The organism is Dolichospermum sp. UHCC 0406 (assembly GCF_009712025.1).
GTDB lineage: Bacteria > Cyanobacteriota > Cyanobacteriia > Cyanobacteriales > Nostocaceae > Dolichospermum > Dolichospermum lemmermannii.
This window is the reverse complement of record NZ_VILA01000005.1, coordinates 41,919-65,831: the sequence shown is the minus strand read 5'-3', so window position 1 is coordinate 65,831 and position 23,913 is coordinate 41,919. Positions and strand designations below refer to the sequence as shown.

Below are 23,913 nucleotides of genomic sequence, written 5' to 3'. Positions count from 1 at the left end.
ATTATAAGGAAGCAGAAGTACGGAAAACAGTAACTAATAGGTTTAAGGTAACACTTTAACAAGAATACAGAAATTTAGGAATGCCAATAGCGTGGGGTCACGCTAAGTCATGCTCTTTAGTTTAATTTTTGTTAATAATTAATTTTACCAATATTTTTTTGCTAGTGTTTGCTCTCACCGATGATTAATCTTTTATTATTGTGCTATTCAGATGTCGAAAAACCCACCTCTTGATTATAGGAACTAGCCGTACCATTAAATGTGGAAAACCCGACCTATACTTTTAGTTCTATCTGTGATACAAGCTCTTGTGTTCCCTGGTAGATGAAGAAAATATATCCTTGCTTCTCTAAATGACTACTTGAGAAACACATTTCTTTACAGTAAATTCATACAAGTATTAAATAGATTAGGAGGTCTATTCTTCGGTAAGATTTATTTGCGTGGCAGCTTCTGATTTTAAATCTTCATTATCAACCTGGTTGTAAACATTTGTACCAATAGCAAAGATAGTTTGCTGGAAATCCTCTAAAAGGGTCTTAAACTGTGTGGGGGACATATTCGGATTGTTCATTGCCCTTTGCAATTGTTCAACTTTCTGATTAGCCAAAGCTATCAACTGCTCACTGACTAAATTGGCATTATCCCGTAATGTTGAAGCATAAGTAAACAAGAGATTATTCGCTTGGTTTTTGAGTTCCACCAGTTCTTTACGTCTTTGATCTTCTCCGGAAAATAACTCAGCTTGTTGCCGCATTTGCTCAATTTCGTTGTTACTTAAACCGCCTGTACTTGTAATCCGAATACTTTGTTCTCTACCTGTACCTTTATCTTGAGCCGCAACTTTGAGAATGCCATTCACATCAATTTCAAAAGCCACTTCAATTTGGGGAATGCCGCGAGGAGCAGGAGGAATCCCACTGAGGAGAAACTGCCCTAGACTTTTGTTATCCTTGGCCATGGAGCGTTCTCCTTGGAGGACATGGACTTCTACGGAGGTTTGACCATCAACGGCTGTAGAAAATATTTGAGCTTTGCTAGTGGGAATAGTGGTATTCCGGTCAATAATTTTGGTGAATACTTCTCCTAGTGTTTCAATCCCTAAAGATAGAGGTGTGACATCTAACAGTAATAGGGCATTTAATTCTCCTCCCAAAACTCCGGCTTGGATAGCTGCACCTAGTGCTACTGCTTCATCAGGGTTGACGGAATGATCTGGGATTTTGCCATTGAAAAATTTGATCAGGGCGTTTTGAACAGCAGGAATGCGGGTAGAACCTCCTACTAAAATAATCTTATCTATATTCTGCGGTTTGACTTCTGCATCTTTGAGGGCTTGCATCATTGGGGCGATAGTCTCCTTGATTAAACTCCCTGTTAGTTCTTCAAATTGAGAACGACTGAGTTCCATTTCCAGATGCTTTGGTCCAGTAGCATCAGCAGTGATAAATGGCAGGTTAATAGACGTAATAACCATGCTAGATAGTTCAACTTTGGCTTTTTCCGCGGCTTCTCGCACGCGTTGGAGTGCCATTTTGTCTTGGGTAATGTCTATTTTCTCTTCTGCTAGGAATCGCTCTACCATCCAGCAAACAATGGCATTATCAAAGTCGTCTCCGCCGAGATGATTATTACCACAGGTGGCTTTAACTTCAAAAACTCCATCTCCTAGTTGGAGAATAGATACGTCAAATGTCCCCCCTCCTAAGTCAAATACTAAAATTAATTGCTCTTGATCTTGTTTGTCTAGACCGAAGGCTAGGGCGGCGGCGGTGGGTTCGTTGATAATTCTTAATACTTCTAGTCCAGCAATAGTACCTGCATCTTTTGTGGCTTGTCTTTGGGCATCTGTAAAATATGCTGGTACGGTAATTACGGCTTTTGTCACTTTGTCACCTAAGAAATTTTCCGCGTCTTCCTTGAGTTTTTTCAAGACCATAGCGGATATTTCTTGGGGTGTGTAATTTTGTCCGCGAATTTGGACATCAACGGTATTATCTTTTCCTTTGATGCAATTATAAGGGACGCGACCGCGCTCTAATTCTGTATCTTCCCAGCGACGACCGATAAATCTTTTAATACTGTAGATTGTGTTTTCGGCATTAGTTATAGTTTGTCGCTTTGCTAATTGTCCGATGAGGCGATCTTTCCCTTTACCAAAGGCTACAATGCTAGGGGTAGTGCGTCCACCTTCGGAGTTGGCAATTACTTTTGGTCGCCCAGATTCCAAAACAGCCACACAACTATTCGTAGTCCCTAAGTCAATCCCAATAACTTTTCCCATACTTGAATTACTTTTAATAAAATACTCCACCGTAATTATTCACAAGCGGTTGTGTTTTAGCTAAATAGGTTGCCGTTAAAAATTGTCGTTATGACAAGGGAACAGGGAATTTCAGAAAAGGTTTTGAGCAACTTTACTTGTCCTTACATATTACTCTTCGAGAAGCCGCTCCACGTCTACGGTTTTTTTCCGTTCACCTACTTACAGGCAATAAATTTATGCAACCTTTATGCAAACTTTATGAAAAACACATTTATTATAGGCGATCGCACACACAGAGTCCACAGTTTTAAAAATTAGTATTACAAACAAGGGAATAGGGAACAGATACAGGGAAGAGATACAGAACTTTCCGGTGTTATGAGGTACATACCCAGCGGACATACTATGGTTAACGCCACGTCGCGCTATCGCCAAGTGTTACAGTGAGCTGGCGATGCCCTGAGCTTGTCGAAGGGTCGAACTGCTCAGTACAAGTCTTGCCCGCTATATACGTACCTCATGAAACTGGAAAGTTCTGTAAGTAAGTATCAACAACCTTATAGCGGTTATTGGTTGGGTGAAATACAAGAACCCCAACCCCCTACTTGCTTGCAGGGAGGGGGGCTTATGACTGTATCTCATTTAAGTGCATACCGCTATATGCTGTTCATGTTAACCGTTATCTTGGCTAGACAAATCTTCTGATTCTAAAGATATATATTCTCTGGGAGCAGCTACTTTCACCATGGCATGGCGGAGGACACGCTCACCAAAATAGTAGCCGCGAACTAACTCTTCTAAAACTGTTCCTTCTGGATGTTCATCTGTCGGTTCTCGCATGACGGCTTCATGCAAATTCGGGTCAAATTCTTGACCTTCAGGACGCATGGGTGCTACACCTAGACGTTTTAGACAATCTACCAACTGTTTGTAAACCCCTTGATAACTCTTATGAATTGTCATTTCACCATCACCTTGGGGTTTGAGGTGCGCTCGCGCTCGCTCAAAATTATCTACAACAGGTAGCAATTCTGTAATTGTATTTCGCTTTACCTGTAAGTCAATTTCTTCTTTTTCTTTGGCAGTTCGTTTGCGATAATTCTCAAAATCTGCGGCAATTCGCATATACTGAGTGCTACGGTCTTCTAGTTGGGTTTTGAGCGTTTCAATTTGTTGATTTAACTCTGCTAAAACAGCGATATCTACTTCAATAGGGTTGGCTGTAGCATCACCATGTTCTTCAGTGAGTATGTTATCTCCCTGTTCATTTATTTGGTTTGCTACTTGCTCATTAACCTCGCTGCTAGATTCATTGGAGTTAATTTCGGACGGGGAGTCACTTTTCATAAGAATATGTGGTATGTGGTAAATTCAGTCACTTAAGTGCTGAGAGGAATGGTTTGAGGTAAACTTAGGTGTGTTCGGTGACTTTAGCAACTGCTGGCTATATCTTGAGTTGATTAGCCTAATTCCTGGCTTATATAGTGTACCTGTTTATTTTCGTTTACTATTATTTACTCATTCCAGATGCTTTTAACAGCAGAAATTTAACGATCATTCAGCTAGTAAGCTAATTTTGGGTTTAAATCCCCCTTTTCAACAACCCGCTGACGACGGACTGCTCTTTTAATTACCAATATTTTGGCAGGAAGTGATACCACTAAGCTGTCACGCATCTAGTTTTTGAACCCAATCTGGGCTATAGGCGGGTTTCTACCTCCAAATTATACATGAATGAAATTTCATACAGAATGAGAATTATCTGCCACAGTATGGGAATACTTAAAAAAGAGGTTTCTCTACCCTAACCCAATTGCTTATGACTTACTCATCACCACAACGGCGTAGCACTGCGCTGACTACAAGAACTGAGTTTTCGCCTTTCGTTAATAAATTAGTAGCGTCTGGCTATGTCAATAATGAACAAATGAAGCAGGCTGTAATTGCCAGCCGCAAGTCCGGTAAACCACTGACAGAAGTATTAGAATCAATTACTGAGCGAAAATTATCACCTGAGTTTGTCACCGAATACAAAAAACAACATTTATTTGAACTCACAATTTTATACGGCGTTGAGTCTCTTGATCCCGCAATCTACGAAATTGATCCAACAAACGTGGGGAATTTAATTCAAACCCTCATTCCTATTGATATCTGTCGTCGGCATCAGTTAATCCCATTGTCAAGAAATGATAACCAAAGCCCACCTTATGTGTTGGTGGCTATGGTTGATCCAGATAATTTAGATGCTTATGATGATATTAATCGGATTTTGCGTTCCCAAGGCTTGTCTTTTCAACGCAGGGTAATTACCCAGAAAGATTATCAGGACATCATTAACAAATTTTTAAATGAACAAGCAGCACGCCAAAAGACATTAGAGCAGCAAAAAAATTATGATGTCAAGGGTGATTTAGACAATCTAGAAACTCTGGACATAGATGAAAGTAGTGATAATGATGTTGATTTAGATAATGCTATGAAGGGTGCTGATCAGGCACCAATCATTAAACTTGTGAATCGGATTTTGTTGAAGGCTTTAAATGAGGGTGTTTCGGATATTCACATTGAACCGCAGGAAGAATATTTACGGATTCGTTTCCGTAAGGATGGGATATTACGTGAGGCATTTGATAATATGCCGAAAAAAATTATCCCAGCGGTAACAGCCCGATTTAAAATTATTTCTAACCTGGACATTGCTGAAAGACGGTTACCTCAAGATGGCCGGATTCGCCGGATATTTGCCGGAAGAAAGGTGGATTTCCGGGTAAATACTCTACCTAGTCGCTATGGAGAAAAGGTTGTTTTACGGATTTTAGATAACACTGGAACTCAATTAGGTTTGGATAAGTTAATTACTGACCCAGAAACCTTAAATATTGTTAAGGATATGGTTAGTAAGCCATTCGGGTTGATTTTAGTGACCGGACCAACTGGTTCGGGTAAAACTACTTCGTTGTATTCGGCACTATCAGAAAAGAATGATCCGGGGATTAATATCAGTACAGTAGAAGATCCAATTGAGTATAGTTTACCGGGGATTACTCAAGTACAGGTAATTCGGGAAAAGGGGTTGGATTTCTCGACGGCCTTGCGGGCTTTCTTGCGTCAAGATCCAGATGTGTTGCTGGTGGGGGAAACACGGGATCGGGAAACTGCGAAAACGGCGATTGAGGCAGCATTAACCGGTCACTTGGTATTAACTACTTTACACACTAATGATGCGCCAGGAGCGATCGCTCGCTTGGGAGAAATGGGTATTGAACCTTTCAAGATTTCCAGTTCCTTAATTGGTGTTTTAGCACAACGTCTAGTTCGTTGTGTCTGTTCTGAATGTCGTATAGCATACACTCCGACCATTGAAGAACTAGCTCGCTATGGTCTATCCGTTTCCCAAGAAGCTCAGGTAACTTTCTACAAAGCCAATACTATCCCACCAGAAGAAATAGCCAGCCATAAAAATCTTTGTCAAAAATGTGGTGGTGTTGGCTACAACGGGCGTTGTGGGGTTTATGAAGTAATGCGGATGACTGAAGAATTACAAACTCTGATCAACAAGGAAGCACCTACAAAAAGGATTAAAGAAGTAGCTGTTGAAGAGGGGATGAAAACCTTACTAGCTTACAGTTTGGACTTAGTTCGTCAAGGAACAACTACCTTAGAAGAAGTAGAGCGAGTAACACTTACAGATGACGGTTTAGAGGCTGAATTAAAAGCTAAACGCAAAAGTGGTCTGACTTGTCTGACTTGTAGTGGGGAATTACAACCAGAATGGTTAGATTGTCCTTACTGTATGACACCTCGCTTTACAGATTAGCCGCACATTTTGAATTGAGAGTTTTAAGTTTTTTATTGTTAATTAATGGGAGCGAAATCAGACTATGGAAATGATGATTGAAGACTTGATGGAAGAACTAATTACTAGAGGTGGGTCAGACTTGCACCTATCCGCTGGATTGCCTCCCTATTTTCGGATTAGTGGACATCTGACACCTATTGGTGAACACATATTGACGGCTGATGAATGTCAAAGGCTAATTTTCAGTATGCTCAATAACACTCAGCGCAAAACTTTAGAGCAAACATGGGAATTAGATTGTTCTTACGGTGTCAAAGGATTAGCTAGGTTCCGGGTGAATGTCTATAAAGAACGTGGTGCTTATGCTGCTTGTTTACGAGCATTAAGTTCTAAAATTCCTAACTTTGAAAAATTAGGTTTGCCAGATATAGTCCGGGAAATGATGGAAAAACCTAGAGGACTAATTCTAGTCACAGGTCCAACTGGTTCTGGTAAGACTACTACCCTAGCGGCAATGATTGACTTAATTAACCGCACTAGGGCAGAACATATTTTAACAGTTGAAGACCCTGTGGAATTTGTTTATGAACCAATCAAAAGTCTAGTTCACCAACGCCAATTAGGAGAAGATACGAAGAGTTTTGCTAATGCTTTAAAAGCAGCTTTACGAGAAGATCCCGATATTATTATGGTAGGAGAAATGCGGGACTTGGAAACCATTATGTTGGCGATTTCCGCCGCAGAAACAGGTCACTTGGTACTTGGTACACTACATACAAGTTCTGCCGCACAAACCGTTGACCGGATCATTGACGTTTTTTCCTCAGAAAAACAAACTCAGGTGCGGGTGCAGTTGTCTAACTCCTTAGTCGCAGTTTTTAGTCAGACTTTAGTACCTAAGAAAAATGTCAATTCAGGTGAATATGGGCGAGTAATGGCTCAAGAAATTATGATTATCACTCCCGCTATTTCTAACTTAATTCGGGAAGGAAAAACAGCACAAATTTACTCAGCTATTCAGACGGGTGGTAAGTTGGGAATGCAAACTCTAGAAAAAGTTTTAGCTGATTTGTACAAAGCTGGAACTATTTCTTTTGAAGCAGCAATATCTAAAACTTCTAAACCAGATGAAGTCCAGCGTCTAATTGGTGAAACAGCCCCAGTAGGAGCTAAATTACGTTAACAGGCAGGGGGCATGGGGCAGGGGGAATATTTCTTCCCAATGACAACTGACAACTGTACGGGCGAAGCATTTGGAGAACTATTTTTGGCAATGACCGATAATTTATCTTCCAAATGCTTCGCCCCTACTGACAACTGTACGGGCGAAGCATTTGGAGAACTATTTTTGGCAATGACCGATAATTTATCTTCCAAATGCTTCGCCCCTACTAACAACTGACAAATTCTAAAATTTTAAATAAATATTATGCCTACCTACGTTGCTCGTATTCGTGATTCTCAAGGAAAATCCAGGACTGAAAAATTTACCGCTGATTCCTTGACTGATGCCCGCAGTAATATTAGAAATCAAGGTTTTGTTATTCAAGATTTAAAAGAATCTCAAAACTTGGCTTCTCGGTTCGATATCCAAAAGATTCAGAATTCCTTTGTCAAGGTTTCTGTTAAAGATAAAGCAATTTTTTCCCGTCAATTTGCTGCTTTAGTAGATGCGGGTGTAGCCATAGTCAGAGGCTTGACTGTACTTTCTGAGCAATGTAGTAATCCTAAACTTAAAGCTGCTTTAGTAGAAATTTGTGGCGATGTTAAGACTGGAATTAACCTCTCAGATTCCATGCGTAAACATCCTGAGTGTTTTGATGGTTTGTATGTGAGTATGGTACAAGCTGGCGAAATTGGGGGTGTGTTGGATGAAGTCTTAAATCGTCTAGCTAAATTATTAGAAGATATGGCAAGATTACAGAATCAAATTAAATCAGCTATGTCTTATCCAGTGGTTGTGGGTTTTTTAGCAACTGCTATCTTTGTGGGCATGACAGTTTTTCTGATTCCAATTTTCGCAGATATTTTTGTATCCATAGGAGCAGAATTACCACCACTTACATTATTCTTAATGACCTGTAGTCAAGTCTTACGAAGCTATTGGTCTTTGTTGGTTATTGGGATTTTATTTGTATTATGGTTTCTTTATAAGCAGTATTACAAAACCCCTGTTGGTAGGTTACAGATTGATGGTATTGCCCTAAAGCTACCTTTATTTGGTGATTTGATTCAAAAATCTGCTATTGCCCGTTTTAGTCGGACTTTTGGTTCATTGACTCGCTCTGGAGTCCCGATTTTAACTTGTTTAGAAATTGTGCGAGATACATCAGGAAACCAGGTTATTGCTAATGCCATTGACGCTGCCCGTGAAGAGGTTCAACAAGGGGGGATGATTAGTGTTGCTTTGCTCACAGAAAACGTTTTTCCAGCTATGGCAATTCAGATGATGAGTATTGGTGAAGAAACGGGACAACTAGATGCAATGTTAATGAAAGTTGCCGATTTTTATGAAGATGAAGTAGAACAGGCAGTTAAATCACTCACCAGTATTTTAGAACCAGTAATGATTGTGGTAGTGGGGGGAATGGTGGGGACAATTTTGCTGGCTATGTATTTGCCGATGTTCAAAGTATATGACAATATCGGTTAAGGAAAGGTCGCCAGAAAGTATTTGAAAAGTTTCCTGCGATTATAAATCGCTACTACACAAGCAAAGTCCACCTAACACAAAATTAAGGTTTTCCAACCCACGCAGGTGGTCACTGAGCAGTTCGACAAGCTCACTGTAACACTTGTCGATAGCGTAGCGTGGCGTTAGCCATAGTGTGGGTTTCGCCTGTGTAGCCGCGACTTTTAGTCGCTAGGGGTATAATAAATTAGACTTTTCAAACACCCCCTTAGAGAAAGAAGCAGCCGCAGGGAGTAGATGGTAGATTTCTCCAACTGACAACCGACCTAAGTAGGTTGGCGTTGAAAATTGTCGTTATAGCAAGGCAAGAGGCAAGAGTAAAGAGTAAAGAAGTTTTCAGCGATTTTACGTTTCTTTACACAGTTTGGTTTTATTGTGTTCACCTACTTATTTCACAAATTTAGGCATGATTTCCGCAGCCGTGAATAAGCCAGAAATGCCGCGTTGATGCAATTCCTGAGCGGCTTTGAGATAACCAAAGGCAGGACCACAGACATTAGCGGCCATGCTAGTTTCATCGCCTAATGTAAAGGTGTGAGTGGATATCTTCCCCTCAAAGGTACGTCCTGTAATTTTCACATTGGTACTTAGGGGCTTTTTAGAGTTGCGGGTATCAACAACACCACCAACTGTGACTCTATCCCGTGAACAAATTCCCGCGACTTCTAGCATGACATCATCGGCGTGTTCCATATTTACCAAAGTTAACACACCATTAGTTTGATCGAGTAATGCTTCTACTTCTGCGTCAGTCATGGCTCTAGCGGCTTCTACACTATAACCTGGCATATGACCAATATCTTCCCGAACAGTGGCGCGGTAGGCTTCCCAGTTAGCAATTCCCACACCAAAGGTAATTTCCACGTTGTGAATTTCGGCGTAACTTTGGGCAGCTAAAGCGGCGGCGGCGGTTAACAGTCCAGGAGTAGCACCACAGCCAGTCATGTATGTAATTCCCGCTGCTTGCAGTTCGTCTTTCATGGCCAGGAGTTGTTCGACTGCACTGGTGCGTTTAATGGCATCCACTAGGACACCGCGCCAACCTGCTTTAATAAACTCTTTGGCTACCGAGGGAATAAAGTCATTAGGAAGGTTGGGTAAAGCCAGAAAATAACCATCTACAGGTTGACCGGTGGCGATTAAATCCTGAATACTGCTATTGCTTAATGTCCCAACTGGTTCTAAATAACCGACTGTCCCTTGATTTTGGTAAGTGGTAATACAAGCTTGGGTATTTAAGCCTTGGGTGGAATAAGCGTAGCCCTTTTGGTCTGCGGCTGCAACTAAGATCATTTCTCGTTTGCTGACGAGGAGTTTTGCTGCTGCTTGTCCGAGTCCACCAAATCCCAGAACTCCGACGCGAATAGGTTGGTTTGTTGGTTGTGTGTTCATAGTTAGTTTAGTAAGGTGGCATAAACCTAAATTTTCAGATAAAACCACTATTATATCAATACCTTTACCAAATTGAAAAAAATATTGATTTATAGATTGGGTTGTGGAACGTTTACAAAGCAATAGCATGAAACCCAACACAGCAGAAAAATGGCCAAGGTATTGAGGGTTAATTATGCTTGATTTACATTTTTTCGGCAATAATTACCAATTGTGAAAGTGAGATTACGGAATGTGGGATATAGGTAGTTCACTTAGTTTCCATCCAATTATCCCCCGCATGAATATCAACGACTAAAGGAACAGATAAAGAAACAGCATTTTCCATTACCGACTTAATTTGTGGTTGCAATTGGGACCACTCTTGGGGAGGAACTTCAAAGACTAATTCATCATGAACTTGTAACAATAACCGCGCTTGATAGTTCTTCAGAACTTCATGTAATTGCACCATTGCTATTTTGATAATATCCGCACTAGAACCTTGAATTGGTGCATTGGCAGCAGAACGGAGTAACCCAGCATCATATTGACCTAAATTCTTTAATTTCTGCAAATTAATATCTTCTAACTTACTACCTTTTAACTGCCGTAAACTATTACTAGTAAACTCAAAATAACGTCGTCTACCCAAAATAGTTTCCACATAACCATAAGCAATAGCTTCTTTTTTCACTTTCTCCAAATATGCAAAAACATTAGCGTATCTTTCATTAAATCGCTCAATAAACAATTTCGCATCTATCGGATTTATTCCCGTTTCTCTGGCAAACTTTTGCGCTCCCATACCATAAATTACCCCAAAATTAATCGTCTTCGCAAAACGTCTTTCATCTGAACTAATATCTTCTTTCTCAAAGACTAATTTTGCCGTTACAGTATGAATATCTTCATTTTGCTGATAGGCTTGAATTAATACAGGTTCTTGACTCAAATGCGCCAAAATCCTTAACTCAATTTGTGAGTAATCAGCAGCTACCATTAACCAACCTGATTCCGGTAAAAACGCCTTTCTAATTTGTCGGCTAAAAGCAGTCCGAATGGGGATATTTTGTAAATTGGGATGAGAAGAAGATAACCTACCCGTAGAAGTTGCAGTTTGGTTAAAATCAGTATGTAATCTTTGGCTTTTGGGATGTACCAAAGCTGGTAAAGCATCTACATAGGTAGATTTTAATTTTGATAAAGTCCGATTTTCAATAATCGCTTCTACAAAACCAGTATTATCAACTTCTTGAAGTTTTTCTAAAGTTACAGCGTCTGTAGAATAACCAGTTTGAATTTTGCGAGAATATTTCGTACTTAAACCTAATTTCTCAAAGAGAATATGACTCAGTTGTTTAGGAGAACCTAAATTAAATTTTTCCCCAGCAATTTCGGTAGCTGTTATTTCTAACCTTGCTAATTCTATTTCCAACTGCTGTGAAAGTTCTTTGAGATAAGCTGAATTAATGCGAACTCCTGTATATTCAAGTTCCGCTAAAACTGCTTCTAACGGTTGTTCAACTTCATTCAACAGTTTATATAAAGTTGGCGTTTCTGCTAACTTCTCCCGTAATTTTGGTACTAAGCCAAATGTGGAATAAACGTCCATTCCGCAATAATCAGCAACCGCAGAAATACTAATATCAGCAATAGTTTTCCCTTTGGGAACTAAATCTCCATAACTTTTTCCACTTAATCCCAAATATCGCAAAGATAAATCAGTTAAATTATGACTGCTATCGGGATTAATCAAATAACTGGCTAACATAGTATCAAACACCACTCCAGCCAAATTAATGCCTTGACACCGCAGAATTAACCGATCAAATTTAGCATTTTGTAAAGCTTTGGGATAATCAGCACTTTCCAAAATTGGCCGCAGTGCTGCTAATACCAAATCTCGATTTAAATTATCACCGTTTTTATGACCAATAGGAATATAAGCAAGTTCATTTGGTTCTGTTCCCCAACAGCAACCAATTCCCACTAAATCTGCATCTCGTGGTTCTAGTGCAGTAGTTTCTGTATCCCAAGAAACGGGTATTTCTGAATTTGTGAACTTTCTTAAAAGTTCTACCAATTCCGTTAATTTAGCTTCTGTATTAATAATGCGTGGTTGAATTGGTGAAGCATTTTGTTTTATTTCTTGTGCTGTGTCTTCTGCACTAAAAAACCACAAATCATCCTCTGTTTCGGCGATTATTTCCGATACTTTATTTTCTACAACTTCTCCACCAAACTTTAGTTGAATCTCATTAATTGTCTCTAAAAATCTTTTAAATTCTAATTTCTCTAAAATTGGGATGAGTAAGCTATTATCAAAACCTGTTAATTGACAATCTTCCCAATCAATTTCTAAAGGAACATCACAAACTATCTTGGCTAAATAGCGAGATTTTTCCGCGTCTTCTTTACCAGTAATTAGTTTTTTCTGAGTTGCACCTTTAATATCATCTATAGCTGCATAAATTTCTTCCAGGGAATTATAAGTATTTAATAGTTGTACTGCTGTCTTTTCACCAATTCCTTTTACTCCCGGAATATTATCTGATTTATCACCACATAAGGCTTTAAAATCAACAACTTGTGTCGGGAATACTCCTAATTTTTCTTTAACTTCTTCTGCTTTAAATTCAGCAATACTATTTGTAGAACGTTTTAAAGCTTCTGGAGTAAAATTTAAAACTGTAATTTCTTTATCAGCATCAATTAATTGAAATAAATCTCTATCCCCAGAAAGTATTTTAACTCGATACCCAGACGCTGCGGCTTTTTGTGCTAATGTTCCCAATACATCATCTGCTTCATAACCAGGTGCAGTAAGTATAGGCAAATTCAAGCTTTGCAGTAACTCATAGAGATTTTCTAAATCGGGAATAAAGTCTTCTGGAGTTTCTGCACGTCCAGCTTTATAAGTATCATCAGCTTGATGACGAAAAGTAGGTGAACCCAAATCAAAAGCCACAGCTACTGCTTGGGGCTGTTGTGTAGCGATTACCTCTAACAAACATTTAAAAAAACCAAAACAAACACTGGTAGGAATGCCAGCTTTTGTACGAAGTCCACCATCTCTACCTTTAGCAAAAGCAAAATAGGAACGAAAAGCTAGTGAGTGTCCATCAATTAAGATGAATGTAGGCTTGTTGATAACTGAAGAATTAAAAGTCAACTGCTTAACCGAATTGGGAAACTATAATCTATTTTAATTTTTTTTATGCGTTATGTTGAAGAAGCTAAGTCACCATTTTTTGATCCAGTTATGCTTTGTTGAAAGCTCTTCATCTCTATGTTCCAGGTATCGCTCCCCCAATCGCTTCAGAAAAACCTACCCTTCACTGCTCTTGCGCCCATGCAAGATGTGACAAACCTGTGGTTCATGAAAGTTATTGCCCACTACGGCAGTCCTGACTACTTCTTTACCGAGTATTTCCGCGTCAATGATACCTCACGGCTCAATTCTAAAATTCTGGCAGCAATTACCGAAAATGATACCGGTCGCCCTGTTTTTGCACAAATGATTGGCGAAAGTATTCCCGATTTAGTGAGAACAGCAAAGGAACTCTGCAAATATAATATCGCGGGAGTAGATTTAAACATGGGCTGTCCCGCGCCGAGAATCTATCGCAAAAATGTTGGCGGTGGATTGCTGAGAGAACCGGAAAAAGTCGAGCGGATTTTGGGAGAACTGCGTGCTGCTGTGAATGATAAACCTTTAACCGTGAAGATGCGTGTAGGCTTTGAAAATACAGATAACTTTTCCGAAATTCTCGATATAATCAATCGCCACAATATTGATTTGCTCAGTTTACATGGTCGCACGGTGAAAGATATGTATCACGGGGAAGTTAAGTATGATTTGATTGCGGAAGCGGTAAGACGGGTAGATTGTCCAGTGCTTGCCAATGGTAATATCAATTCGGCGACAACTGCCCTGGAAGTGCTTTCGCAAACCGGTGCAGCGGGTGTGATGGTGGGACGCTGGGCAATTGGCAATCCTTGGCTGTTTAATCAAATTCGCCAGGCTTTGCGAGGAGAACAGATCACACCTGTTCCTTTAGCAGATGTACGCAATTATATTGATCGTTTATGTCAAACTCCCACAGCCTCAACTATGCCAGAGCGAGCGCGGGTAGGTTACCTGAAAATGTTCCTTAACTACATTGCTTTAAGTGTTGACACTGAAGGTAATTTCCTGCGGCTGATGAGACGGGCGCAGACTGAGGTAGAACTGTTTAACCTCTGCGATCTCGTTCTCCTTGCTGATCTGACAAAAACTTTAGCCCTAGCACCCTCTTTGGGCGTGTAATTATGGCAACTATTTAGTTTGGATTTATCAGTACAGCATAGAGACAATACCTTGAGAGTGTCAACTACTCAGTTTCAACTTCAAATTCCTCACCACTGGGAAATTTAGACTTATCAATTTTTAAAGCAGCCTCTTTAATTAAATTTGCTTTTGCACGAGTTTCTAGTATTTCTTGATAATATTCTTCAGGTGTTAACCCATAATCTCTCTTGACATAGGCAATTTTATCTTTAATGCAGTCCTCAATCATTAATTTGACATCAGCGAGATAGTAATCTTCATTGAATGATTTAATATGTATCTTATGAGTTATGGAAGGAACTGCGAGTTTTTTTAGACCTCTTGCTTCTTTTAATACCCGACTCCCTAATAAATTGTCATCAACATCAGAAAAAGTAAAAATTGTTTTGCCTTTTGTATTTCTTTTTAAAGCTGGTTTAAATCCTATAAAAATATCAACTGATGGGAATACATTGGTCAAAAACGAAAAATTATCCATTGTTATTTCCTGCTGGTTTTTGGTAATTGTCTATTCTAATTTTTTTCTCCAGATTTAATATACAACATAGTGATTTAAAGGTTTTATATCCAACCGAAAATTACTCTCGCTTATCATAAAATATTCTGTATGTCAATAGTATATTTGTTCTATATAATTCTTTGGATAATTGCTGTCTAAAAATTCGTCTCGGAACTTGCTGTTAATTTGTAAAGTTTTGTATTATTTTTCGGGATTTATTTCTGTAATAACCATAAATAAAGGCTTTTCAAAATAGCCTTGTCAGTCAATTAGAAAATTGACAAGAATAACCCAATTATGAAATTCTCGATAATTGTAGCAAACTCTCAAAAGTATTGCAAGCTCGTTACTAAATAAAAATTATTCTCAATTAATTCTTAAGAAAATCTAAAGCTGAATTATCATAAGTTATGAATATTAAAACTATTATTGGGTTTCTATAAGTTTTAGTTATATTGTAATTGGAAGTCCCTTAGTTAACAAATTACATTCTTGAGGGATTTCGTTAAGGAATAAATCCTGATTCTGCGGTAATGCGAATCAGTTACTTGCGTTTATACTCAAAACGGCTTGATTGTTTGATTATAAACGTAGGGGTTTAGCTCTTGCTTTACCCCTACACATCTGGGTTCTTTGTCATTTGGCAAAAGTTTAAATCTCACCCGTGTTTAGTATATCAATGAAATGGCTTATCTCTAGGGCAAATTTGGGATGGTGTTGGGTTAAATGAGCTATTTATACCCGTATAATTTTAAACAATACTAAAAACTGGGGAGTTTATGGATACAATGCCTTTAAATCAGAGTCAAGACGAAAAAGATATTAAACTGTTGGTTTTAGATATAGATGGGACAATTGCGGGACAATCCAATACTCTCAGTCATCCTGTCAAGGAAGTGATTGCTGCTGTACAAGCCAAGGGAATTAAGGTAGCTATAGCCACAGGAAGGATGTATTGTTCAGCTTTGCGGTTTCATCAAGAAATTGGCTCTACGCTGCCTTTAGTAGCTTATCAGGGAGCTTGGATTCAAGATCCAAATACTCAGGAAATTCACCGTCATTTATCTGTATCTAGAGAAATTGCCCTGCAACTCCTAGAATACTTTGAACAGCCAGATTTGCGATCGCTCCTCTCAGTTCATTTTTACATCAACGACCAGCTTTATGTGCGAGAAATTACCAAAGAAACGGAAAGTTATCAACAACGCTGTGGTGTGAATGCTATTCCCGTTGGTGATTTACGTCAATTATTAGATCATGAACCCACTAAAATTTTAGCTTTGTGTGATGATACGAGTCTAATTCAACAACTTTTGACTAATTTACGCCATAGATATAAACCCACAGAATTATATATGACAACATCTGTAGCCACCTTCCTAGAAGCAGCTAACACTCATGTTAATAAAGGCAATGCTGTCCGTTATCTAGCTGAAGAAATGCTAGGTTTAGAAAGTCATCATGTCATGACTATCGGTGATAATTTCAATGATGTAGAAATGCTCAGTTATGCTGGCATTAGTGTCGCTATGGGTGACGCACCAGACCAAGTGCAAGCGATCGCTGATTGGGTAGCACCTAGTGTAGAGTTAGATGGTGCAGCCATAGCAATGGAAAAATTCTTACTTAAATAAAAATCCAAAAACAAGAAAAGACACCGACGACTGGCCGTGTTTCGTCTCGGTGTCTTTCCTAATTTCGCTCCTCACACACCTGCGATTGTAGTCGGAGATATTTATTTTGTCAAGAGAATTTCTCAAAGTTTTTGTAAAATTCCGACAAGATAGAAAGATAGATCCCCGACTTCTCAAAGAAGTGGGGGATCTGAATTTTTGAATTTCACATATTAAAGTTCTACAGGTGCGACAATCCCCAATTTGTCTTCTAACACAGACCTTAAAACCAATTGAGTCGCTATCAGCAATCCTAATCTTGCTTGAGCTAATTCTGGATCATGAATTTTCACTTCCCCCCAAATCCGACAATTACACCAAAACCGCTCAAAAGCTTGACTCAAATTCTCACCTGCTTTTGACCAGTTAATGGAACTACCACTATCAGCACAAACCAAATCATCTACCACTTTGACTAATTGGTAAATCAGAAAACTCTCATCAGCGTGATTAATGCGAAGTTTTTGATCACAATTAAGCCAAGATATAGCGTTTACAGATACAAAACCTTTAATATTTGTTCTATCAAGTTCAATTAATCCTTCCTTTTCTGCTATACACAACAAAGAACAGCATCGTGAATGAGCGTATTGAATTTTAAAAATTGTTAATGAGTTGGTTAATTGGCGATTAGGAACAGAAATTTTACTTTTTGCCTGTTCACTTTGTTCTAGTGAGCATTCCTCATTTCCGCTGACAGTGAGACAGTGTAACCAAGCCGCTAAGGTAGAGTCAACGAGTTCTATATGAATCCAACCGGGGGGAACTACTTTAACGTTAAATAAACTAGCACTATTTCGGGATAAATGCTCAACAATCGCCTGAGCAATTTCCATCGCTGGTGAATTCTGAGATTTTGATATGCTCATAGCCATACCAGAGATATATAAAATTTTCTGATTATATCCTCCCTGATAGAGAGGAACTTTTTTCCCTTTTATGCTTGTAATTTCCCCACTATTGGTAAAAATACTGAAGAAAGACACTAAATATCCAGTTATTAAATGCTCAATTGCTTTATTTTGAGCTAAAAGTAGTCTATAACACACGTATTTCTTTGTAAAAAATTTATGGTGTGCATCATTTTATCCTGTTCCATCTATCTTCAGACAGAAGTTTAGTCTATGTAAGGAAAAATGAGAGTAGGATAAAATTTGATGAATAATGTATAAAAAATGGGTAATCTTTACTACCCTTGTTGTACAGTAGGAAGTATAAGAAAAAATAGAGAGCAATTTAGCTTTCTATCCCATTGGAGGGCTGACGCTGTTAGGCGTTATGCCTACCCCGTTAACACAAAGACACTCCTTGCACTTTTCTTATCACGTCTTTGTTCTCAGCCAAACACTCTTTGTTACCTATGCAATCTCAATCCTCCTTTTCCGAAGCTTCACGTCCTTTCTTAACTTGGCAGCGAATCCTTGACTGGGCCCAAGAACACTACCGCTGCCGCACCTTCAGTAAAGATGAGCGAATTCCAGCTAGACCTGGTTTGCTCTATTTAGTCCAAAGAGGTGCTATTCGCATGGTAGGAACTGCCCAAGTCAGTGCTACTGCTAGTCAGTTAACATCTAGACGGATTAACAGAACTCCAGAAGAAGCTTTCTTGGGTTTTGTGGGAGCAGGTCAACCTTTTGAAATTGTTGCTCAATCTCCATTTACACTCCAGTCCTACGCCCACGTTGACCAAACAGCAGTGCTGTGGATGTACTGGCATGACCTAGACAACTGGCCTCACTTCCGCCGTGAAGTTATGGATGCTTTTAGATATCAGCACCAGCGCAAGTTGCTATGGTTGAGTGCTTTAGGACAACGTCGGACAATTGACAGACTCTTAGGATTTCTCACCCTACTGATTGAGGAATATGGAGAGCCTTCAATGAGCGAAACTGATCCTGATGTCATTCGTGGTTATTCCTTGCCCTTCCCCCTCACCCATGCCCAAATAGGCAGCGCCATTGGTTCAACCCGTGTTACTGTCACTCGTTTAATGGGTAAATTACGTCAACGGGGCTTAATCCTGACCCAAGGAGATAATCTGATTTGCCTACCCGCTGAATCTATCAATAGAGTCAGCTAGGATCTAGTTCAAATCTTTAATGAGCAGCAAATTGATAGATGTTGACTGAGAGCTTGCCACTCTCGGACACACCAATGGCAGGTATCAGCGGATTCTAAATAGTCCAAATTGGGTAATTAGTTCTGTGAGCCTGCTCCTCATAATATCTCGCGGTAAGTCGGAAACTCAGGGGCTTTAGCCCTGAGAGTGTCAATTTTACGAATCTGTTTGACCACCACAAACAGATTTTGGGTAATCGGGTATGAAATGAAGATGTCCTGGACAAAATGTTCTCTAGTGCCGCATTTATGATGAAGGCACTCATAACGCTAGATCAGCAAATTGGGGCCACCCACCTGGTTCCAATTATTGATCTCGGCTTTTGGTATCATGAAAACTCAGGCACTTTTCCAGGTTATAGATAATTCTTTTCTTTCTTTCTTCTTTCTTCCTCCTGACTCCTTTTATTTGATTCTGACAAATCCAGCTTTTTCAATCAGTTCTTGACCTTGAGATGTAACTAACCAATTTGCATACACTTCCCCGGCTTGTTGGTCTGATTGACCATTTTGTTTTATAATCACAAATAAATTGCGGGTGATTGGGTAGTTGCCACTGCGAAAGTCTTGAGAATTCAACTGGTTAGGCTTGTTGGCACATTGAGATTGAGTTATTTCTGGTTGTTGGTAAGGTGCTATTAATTGCTCACTTGTCCGTCCTATTGGTAGGGATTTGATTGTACATTGAGGGACAATCTCTGGAGCAGAACCATAATAGATAGCACCAGGAGCAATAGCTACTTTGCGGATAGCTTCTGTGGTTGTACCAATGTAATTAATATTGTTGCCAAATTTATCTTTATTGAGAACGTTTTCGACAAAAAAATCTACTGTGCCACCGGCTTCTTTGCTGCGAGATAGGGGAATAATGGGTAAATTTGTACCACTTACTTGTTGCCAGTTAGTAATTTTGCCAGTGTAAATATCTTTAAGTTGAGAAACTGTTAATCCTGGAATATTTAGGTTATGATTAACAGCGATCGCAATTCCATCAATGGCTACAGTAATTTCTTTTAAGCTAAATCCTTTGGTTTTGGCAGTTTCGTTTTCTTCTGGTTTAACGGGACGAGAAGATTGAGAAAAAGCTAGTTGATTTGCTATCAACATTTTAATCCCAGTTCCTGAACCTGGTTTTTCGTTAATGGGTTGGGTATAACGTAAATCAAACTGAGGACAACTATTTTTGAGGACTGAGTCTACATCCCGACGGATAGGAGCCCATGTTGTACTACCACCATAACTAAATATACCTTGTGGTAAATTGGGGATTTTACAATTACTGACTGGTGACGGATTAGGGTTAATAATGTTGTTACTGGGGTTCTGAGTGAGATTCTGATTAGCAGAGTTAGTGGTACTAGAATTATTGTTAATTCGTCCCCAATGTTCCATTAAAGAAAGCAACAGCAAAACCAAGCTTAATCCAGAGGTAAGAACAAGAGATAAGAGCAGTGACAGGGTTTCTTTTTTTTGAGCCATGGGTGGTTTCCTTAGTGCTTTTTTTCTAAAGAATTGAAGACATTAATTTATAAATAAGTCGAAATAATGTTGTTACTGCTAATACCTTTGTCATGGATGAACTGGAGAACTGGGAGAATTTCCCTGAGTATTTTTAGGATTTTTATCTCAGAAAAATTGCCCTGTTCAACTAATTCTTCTTCTAGAGTTTGTCCAGAAATATATTCTTGAACTAAATAAAAAAACTGCTCTGACTTATTTATTTTTAGGTTAGGAACTGTAATCGTAAAAAAAGCAAATAATTTAGGTATTTGCTGATGTTCATTACCTATTTCTTCTAAAACTCCTGCTTCTTGTGTAAATAAAATTCTGGCTTTTTCTAAGGCATCTTCCGTTAAATTACCACTTGGTTGAAATTGCTTAACTACACATTGACGCATTCTCGGAGTATCACGATCAATTGCCAAAAAAGCAGCACCAAATCCTCCGGTAGCCAAAAGTTTAATTGGCAAATAGTGGTCACGTAAAATCAGGGGCATACCGCAGCTAGTACAAAATTTTTGCGGTACTGTTTTTAGTGTTTTAATATCATCTAAATCAGGAAAGTGATTTTTAGGATGTTGACAGTGGGGACGAGTGCAGCAGACTTCCATATTGTTTGTTATTCAAATGAGTCATTGGTCATTAGAAATTTGTCGTTAACTAATGACTTTTGACTGGTAACAAGGTTTTTAATTGGCATCAGAACCGTTAGATGTTGCTATATCCAATGTACTATTTATCACTTGATTGATTTGTGATAATTTTAACACCTCCTGTGTCCAGGCTGGGTTAGCAAACTGAGGTAAAATTTCCTGACTAAAAGCTTCTGCGGCTTTGGATCTATAGCGATTGGGGTTACATATTAGCCAGAGTGTCCGCTTCACCACTACTCCTTCGATGGGGGCACGATGGAGAACACCCATTTGTAACTCCTTAGCGATCGCTGAAGTAGAAACAAAGGCAGCACCTAAGCCAGATTGGACAGCGTTTTTAATAGCTTCTATGGAATTTAGTTCCATTTCAAACTTAAACCGCCTAGTGTCAATATCACAACGGGCTAAAACCTGATCAATGACTTTGCGAATAGTTGATTGGGAGTCAAGAGCAATGAATTGTAGTTTATATAGGTCTTCTTTTTGAATTGTTTCTAATTTGGCAAAGGGATGGGATGTGGGTAAAATGAGTACCAATTCATCTTCAGCATAGGGAACAGTTTCTAAAGATTCCGCTAATTCAGTGGGAATTTCCCCACCAATAATTGCTAGATCAACCTGGCCATTAGATACACTCCAAGCCGTGCGACGGGTAGAATGGACGTGCAATTGTACAGCTACATCTGGATATTTTTGGCGAAATAAGCCGATCATTTTTGGTAACAGATAAGTGCCAGTGGTTTGGGAAGCACCAACAATCAATGTACCTCCTTGGAGATTTTGCAAATCTTCAATGGCGCGGCAGGTTTCCTGACACAAGCTGAGGATTTTGTCCCCATAGCTCAGAAGTAGATGTCCCGCTTCAGTCAATTGAGCGCGACGGCCTCCTCTGTCAAATAGGGGAACATCCAGTTGTCGTTCCAGGTTTTGAACTTGCAAACTCACAGCAGGTTGGGAGACGTAAAGGCTATCAGCAGCCCGCTTAAAACTCCCTTCTTGGGCGATCGCTTTGAGAATTCGTAACTGATCTAAAGTAAAAGGAAGGTCAGACATAAGGCTTAACCCACAACCTGGGATTCATGAGCAACTTTAAAAATAAATCAAAATGAATAGTTTGGTGACTAAGCATGATTTATGGCATTGTTAAGATTTGAACAACTAACTAAAATACTTACCACAACATCTTGACAAAAATCTTCCTGTGTATAATCAAGCATTCAGCCGTCAGCCTTCAGCTATCAGATTTTAAGACGGAAATACAGGTAATTAAAACTAATTGCCTGGGTGTAACTTCAAGAAAATGAATAATTCGTCTTCTTTACTCCTGTTCTTGGCTGACTACTGATAGCTGATAGCTAATAGCTTACACCAGTCAAGATGTTTACCAATAGTAGCTTCTTTGAATTTGAATTTTGAATTGAGTTGTATATATGATGTCCAATCCTTGGTTTACCTCCAGTCATTTTGTCATACTAGGGTTACAATTAGTTTTTGCGATCGCCCATAGCGGGGGGGCTGCTGTGCGTCCTTGGGCAGAAAAATACCTTGGACCGAGGCTTTATCGCATTATCTTTGCATTAATTAGCCTGCCTTTGGCTGTGATCTTAATTGTTTACTTTTTTAATCACCGTTACGATGGCTGGCAACTTTGGCAGGTACAAGGTATACCAGGAGTGGGGGCATTAGTTTGGGTACTATCAGCTATATCCTTTTTATTTTTATATCCTGCTACCTTCAATCTACTAGAAATTGCGGCTATTCAAAAGCCCCAAGTTCATCTTTATGAAACAGGGATTATCCGTATTACCCGTCATCCCCAAATGGTAGGACAGGTTATTTGGTGTGTAGCCCATACCCTGTGGTTAGGAACTAGTTTCACTCTTGTTACCTCAATCGGTTTAGTAATACATCACCTATTTGGAGTATGGCATGGCGATCGCCGTTTAAGTCAACGCTATGGAGAAGCTTTTGAGATGGTCAAACAACGGACTTCGATTATCCCCTTTCAAGCGATTATTGATGGACGTCAATCTTGGAACTGGGAAGAATTTCTCCGCCCTGCTTATTTAGGAGTTGCCATTTTTACTGGTCTATTATGGTGGTCGCACCCCTTGTTATTAGTGGCAACAAGTAGGATAATGTGGTAGTTTAGTCTGATCCCCAAGATCAACAAAACATATAAATCTAATAAAACTTTGTGCTGATCACTTGCTACCAAAACAATGTATGATAGACCCAAACATATATCATTAAACTGTTGAGAACTGGGATTGGGGAAAGAATTTATCCGCCAGGCTGAAGTGGGTTTTATGGACGTAGACAAAAAGTCACCATCTACCTTAGTGGAAACGGTAAATAAATAGCAATGTATAGATTGCACCCAGCCGCGCTCTCAGCATTGTAAAATTTTTCAGAAGCAATAGCAATCAGGATTGGAAATGGAGAACAGCCAGCGCGACAATCACGGTGGCTTTTTTGTCAGCAGGAAAACATGAAAATCCTCAATTTAAAATTTAAACCCCAAAATGGGATAACTTACCAATTTGCTGCTGCTGACAGCTAATTTTGAGATAAAAACCTTATAATCACGAGAGGCATCATGGTGTTGTCGGTTAATGAACGGACATTTACTCAAGAAGTTTTAGAATCTTCAGTTCCTGTTTTGGTTAATTTTGAAGCACCCTGGTGTGGACTATGTCGCATCATTCACCCGCTATTATTACAATTTCAGGCTGAATGTGGTGATGAACTTAAATTGGTGGGAGTCAACGCTGACCAAAATTTTAAGTTGTCTAATACCTATAGACTGAAATCACTACCGACTTTACTATTAATTGAAAAAGGTATAGTCAAACAACGTTTAGAAGGTTTTCCCGGTAAAGACGATTTACGTCAAGCCTTAGAAGCAATTAAATTCACCTATACAAGTCACGAGAAAATAGATATAGCAGGAGTCAGGGGGCAGGGAGCAGGGGGAAAGAATTATTCCAATCACAACTGACAACT

The 23,913-nt window shown here is 39.3% G+C and carries 18 protein-coding genes; 8 read left to right on the top strand and 10 right to left on the bottom strand.

What is annotated here, in order from left to right; all coding sequences use genetic code 11:
• Positions 1–418: 418 nt before the first annotated feature.
• Complete coding sequence (gene dnaK / locus FJR09_RS05940) at positions 419–2,284, bottom strand: molecular chaperone DnaK (RefSeq protein ID WP_168654036.1); 1,866 nt, start codon at positions 2,282–2,284, stop codon at positions 419–421.
• A gap of 654 nt (positions 2,285–2,938) precedes the next feature.
• Positions 2,939–3,613 (bottom strand): nucleotide exchange factor GrpE, encoded by a 675-nt coding sequence (grpE, locus tag FJR09_RS05935; RefSeq protein WP_015081024.1) that lies wholly within the window; start codon positions 3,611–3,613, stop codon positions 2,939–2,941.
• 472 nt (positions 3,614–4,085) lie between these two features.
• On the opposite strand from grpE, the gene FJR09_RS05930 reads away from it, so the two are divergent.
• Complete coding sequence (locus FJR09_RS05930; protein WP_015081025.1) at positions 4,086–6,086, top strand: ATPase, T2SS/T4P/T4SS family; 2,001 nt, start codon at positions 4,086–4,088, stop codon at positions 6,084–6,086.
• 64 nt (positions 6,087–6,150) lie between these two features.
• Positions 6,151–7,251, top strand: coding sequence for a type IV pilus twitching motility protein PilT (locus FJR09_RS05925; protein ID WP_168653450.1), 1,101 nt, complete (start codon positions 6,151–6,153; stop codon positions 7,249–7,251).
• Here FJR09_RS05925 and FJR09_RS05920 read toward each other — a convergent pair.
• The gene (locus FJR09_RS05920) at positions 7,248–7,466 is read right to left on the bottom strand and encodes a hypothetical protein (RefSeq protein ID WP_168654035.1); all 219 of its coding nucleotides are present in this window, start codon (positions 7,464–7,466) and stop codon (positions 7,248–7,250) included. The genes FJR09_RS05925 and FJR09_RS05920 overlap by 4 nt on opposite strands.
• Before the next feature lie 31 nt (positions 7,467–7,497).
• Between FJR09_RS05920 and FJR09_RS05915 the strand changes: the two genes are divergently transcribed.
• On the top strand, positions 7,498–8,721 hold the full coding sequence (locus FJR09_RS05915) for a type II secretion system F family protein (RefSeq protein WP_168653800.1): 1,224 nt from the start codon (positions 7,498–7,500) through the stop codon (positions 8,719–8,721).
• 426 nt (positions 8,722–9,147) lie between these two features.
• Here the strand turns inward: FJR09_RS05915 and FJR09_RS05910 are convergent, their stop codons facing one another.
• Entirely contained in the window at positions 9,148–10,281 is a 1,134-nt protein-coding gene (locus tag FJR09_RS05910) for a saccharopine dehydrogenase-like oxidoreductase (RefSeq protein ID WP_371260351.1), read from the bottom strand.
• Positions 10,282–10,402: 121 nt separating this feature from the next.
• Positions 10,403–13,306: a DNA polymerase I gene (polA, locus tag FJR09_RS05905; protein ID WP_168653801.1), complete on the bottom strand. Its 2,904-nt coding sequence runs from the start codon at positions 13,304–13,306 to the stop codon at positions 10,403–10,405.
• A 117-nt stretch (positions 13,307–13,423) separates the two neighbouring features.
• Here polA and FJR09_RS05900 point away from each other — a divergent pair, with 117 nt between their 5' ends.
• Positions 13,424–14,443: a tRNA-dihydrouridine synthase gene (locus tag FJR09_RS05900; RefSeq protein ID WP_015081030.1), complete on the top strand. Its 1,020-nt coding sequence runs from the start codon at positions 13,424–13,426 to the stop codon at positions 14,441–14,443.
• A 64-nt stretch (positions 14,444–14,507) separates the two neighbouring features.
• Here the strand turns inward: FJR09_RS05900 and FJR09_RS05895 are convergent, their stop codons facing one another.
• Positions 14,508–14,942 carry a hypothetical protein gene (locus tag FJR09_RS05895; protein ID WP_015081031.1) on the bottom strand — a complete coding sequence of 145 codons (435 nt, stop codon included), beginning with the start codon at positions 14,940–14,942 and terminating at the stop codon, positions 14,508–14,510.
• 800 nt (positions 14,943–15,742) lie between these two features.
• Between FJR09_RS05895 and FJR09_RS05890 the strand changes: the two genes are divergently transcribed.
• A complete protein-coding gene (locus tag FJR09_RS05890; RefSeq protein WP_015081032.1) occupies positions 15,743–16,597 on the top strand; it encodes a Cof-type HAD-IIB family hydrolase in 855 nt (284 codons plus the stop codon).
• A gap of 212 nt (positions 16,598–16,809) precedes the next feature.
• On the opposite strand, the gene FJR09_RS05885 is transcribed toward FJR09_RS05890, so the two are convergent.
• A complete protein-coding gene (locus tag FJR09_RS05885) occupies positions 16,810–17,622 on the bottom strand; it encodes a DALR anticodon-binding domain-containing protein (protein WP_148279124.1) in 813 nt (270 codons plus the stop codon).
• Between the two features lie 374 nt (positions 17,623–17,996).
• On the opposite strand from FJR09_RS05885, the gene FJR09_RS05880 reads away from it, so the two are divergent.
• A complete protein-coding gene (locus FJR09_RS05880) occupies positions 17,997–18,716 on the top strand; it encodes a Crp/Fnr family transcriptional regulator (protein ID WP_015081034.1) in 720 nt (239 codons plus the stop codon).
• Between the two features lie 443 nt (positions 18,717–19,159).
• Here the strand turns inward: FJR09_RS05880 and FJR09_RS05875 are convergent, their stop codons facing one another.
• From FJR09_RS05875 to FJR09_RS05865, 3 genes are all read right to left on the bottom strand, one after another.
• Positions 19,160–20,233, bottom strand: coding sequence for a PstS family phosphate ABC transporter substrate-binding protein (locus FJR09_RS05875; RefSeq protein WP_168653802.1), 1,074 nt, complete (start codon positions 20,231–20,233; stop codon positions 19,160–19,162).
• Between the two features lie 47 nt (positions 20,234–20,280).
• The gene (locus FJR09_RS05870; RefSeq protein WP_015081036.1) at positions 20,281–20,865 is read right to left on the bottom strand and encodes a 4-Cys prefix domain-containing protein; all 585 of its coding nucleotides are present in this window, start codon (positions 20,863–20,865) and stop codon (positions 20,281–20,283) included.
• A 78-nt stretch (positions 20,866–20,943) separates the two neighbouring features.
• Positions 20,944–21,960 carry a LysR family transcriptional regulator gene (locus FJR09_RS05865; RefSeq protein WP_168653803.1) on the bottom strand — a complete coding sequence of 339 codons (1,017 nt, stop codon included), beginning with the start codon at positions 21,958–21,960 and terminating at the stop codon, positions 20,944–20,946.
• A 377-nt stretch (positions 21,961–22,337) separates the two neighbouring features.
• Here FJR09_RS05865 and FJR09_RS05860 point away from each other — a divergent pair, with 377 nt between their 5' ends.
• Both FJR09_RS05860 and FJR09_RS05855 read left to right on the top strand, forming a co-directional pair.
• Entirely contained in the window at positions 22,338–23,054 is a 717-nt protein-coding gene (locus FJR09_RS05860) for an NnrU family protein (protein ID WP_015081038.1), read from the top strand.
• A 452-nt stretch (positions 23,055–23,506) separates the two neighbouring features.
• On the top strand, positions 23,507–23,908 hold the full coding sequence (locus FJR09_RS05855) for a co-chaperone YbbN (protein ID WP_148764424.1): 402 nt from the start codon (positions 23,507–23,509) through the stop codon (positions 23,906–23,908).
• Positions 23,909–23,913 lie beyond the last annotated feature (5 nt).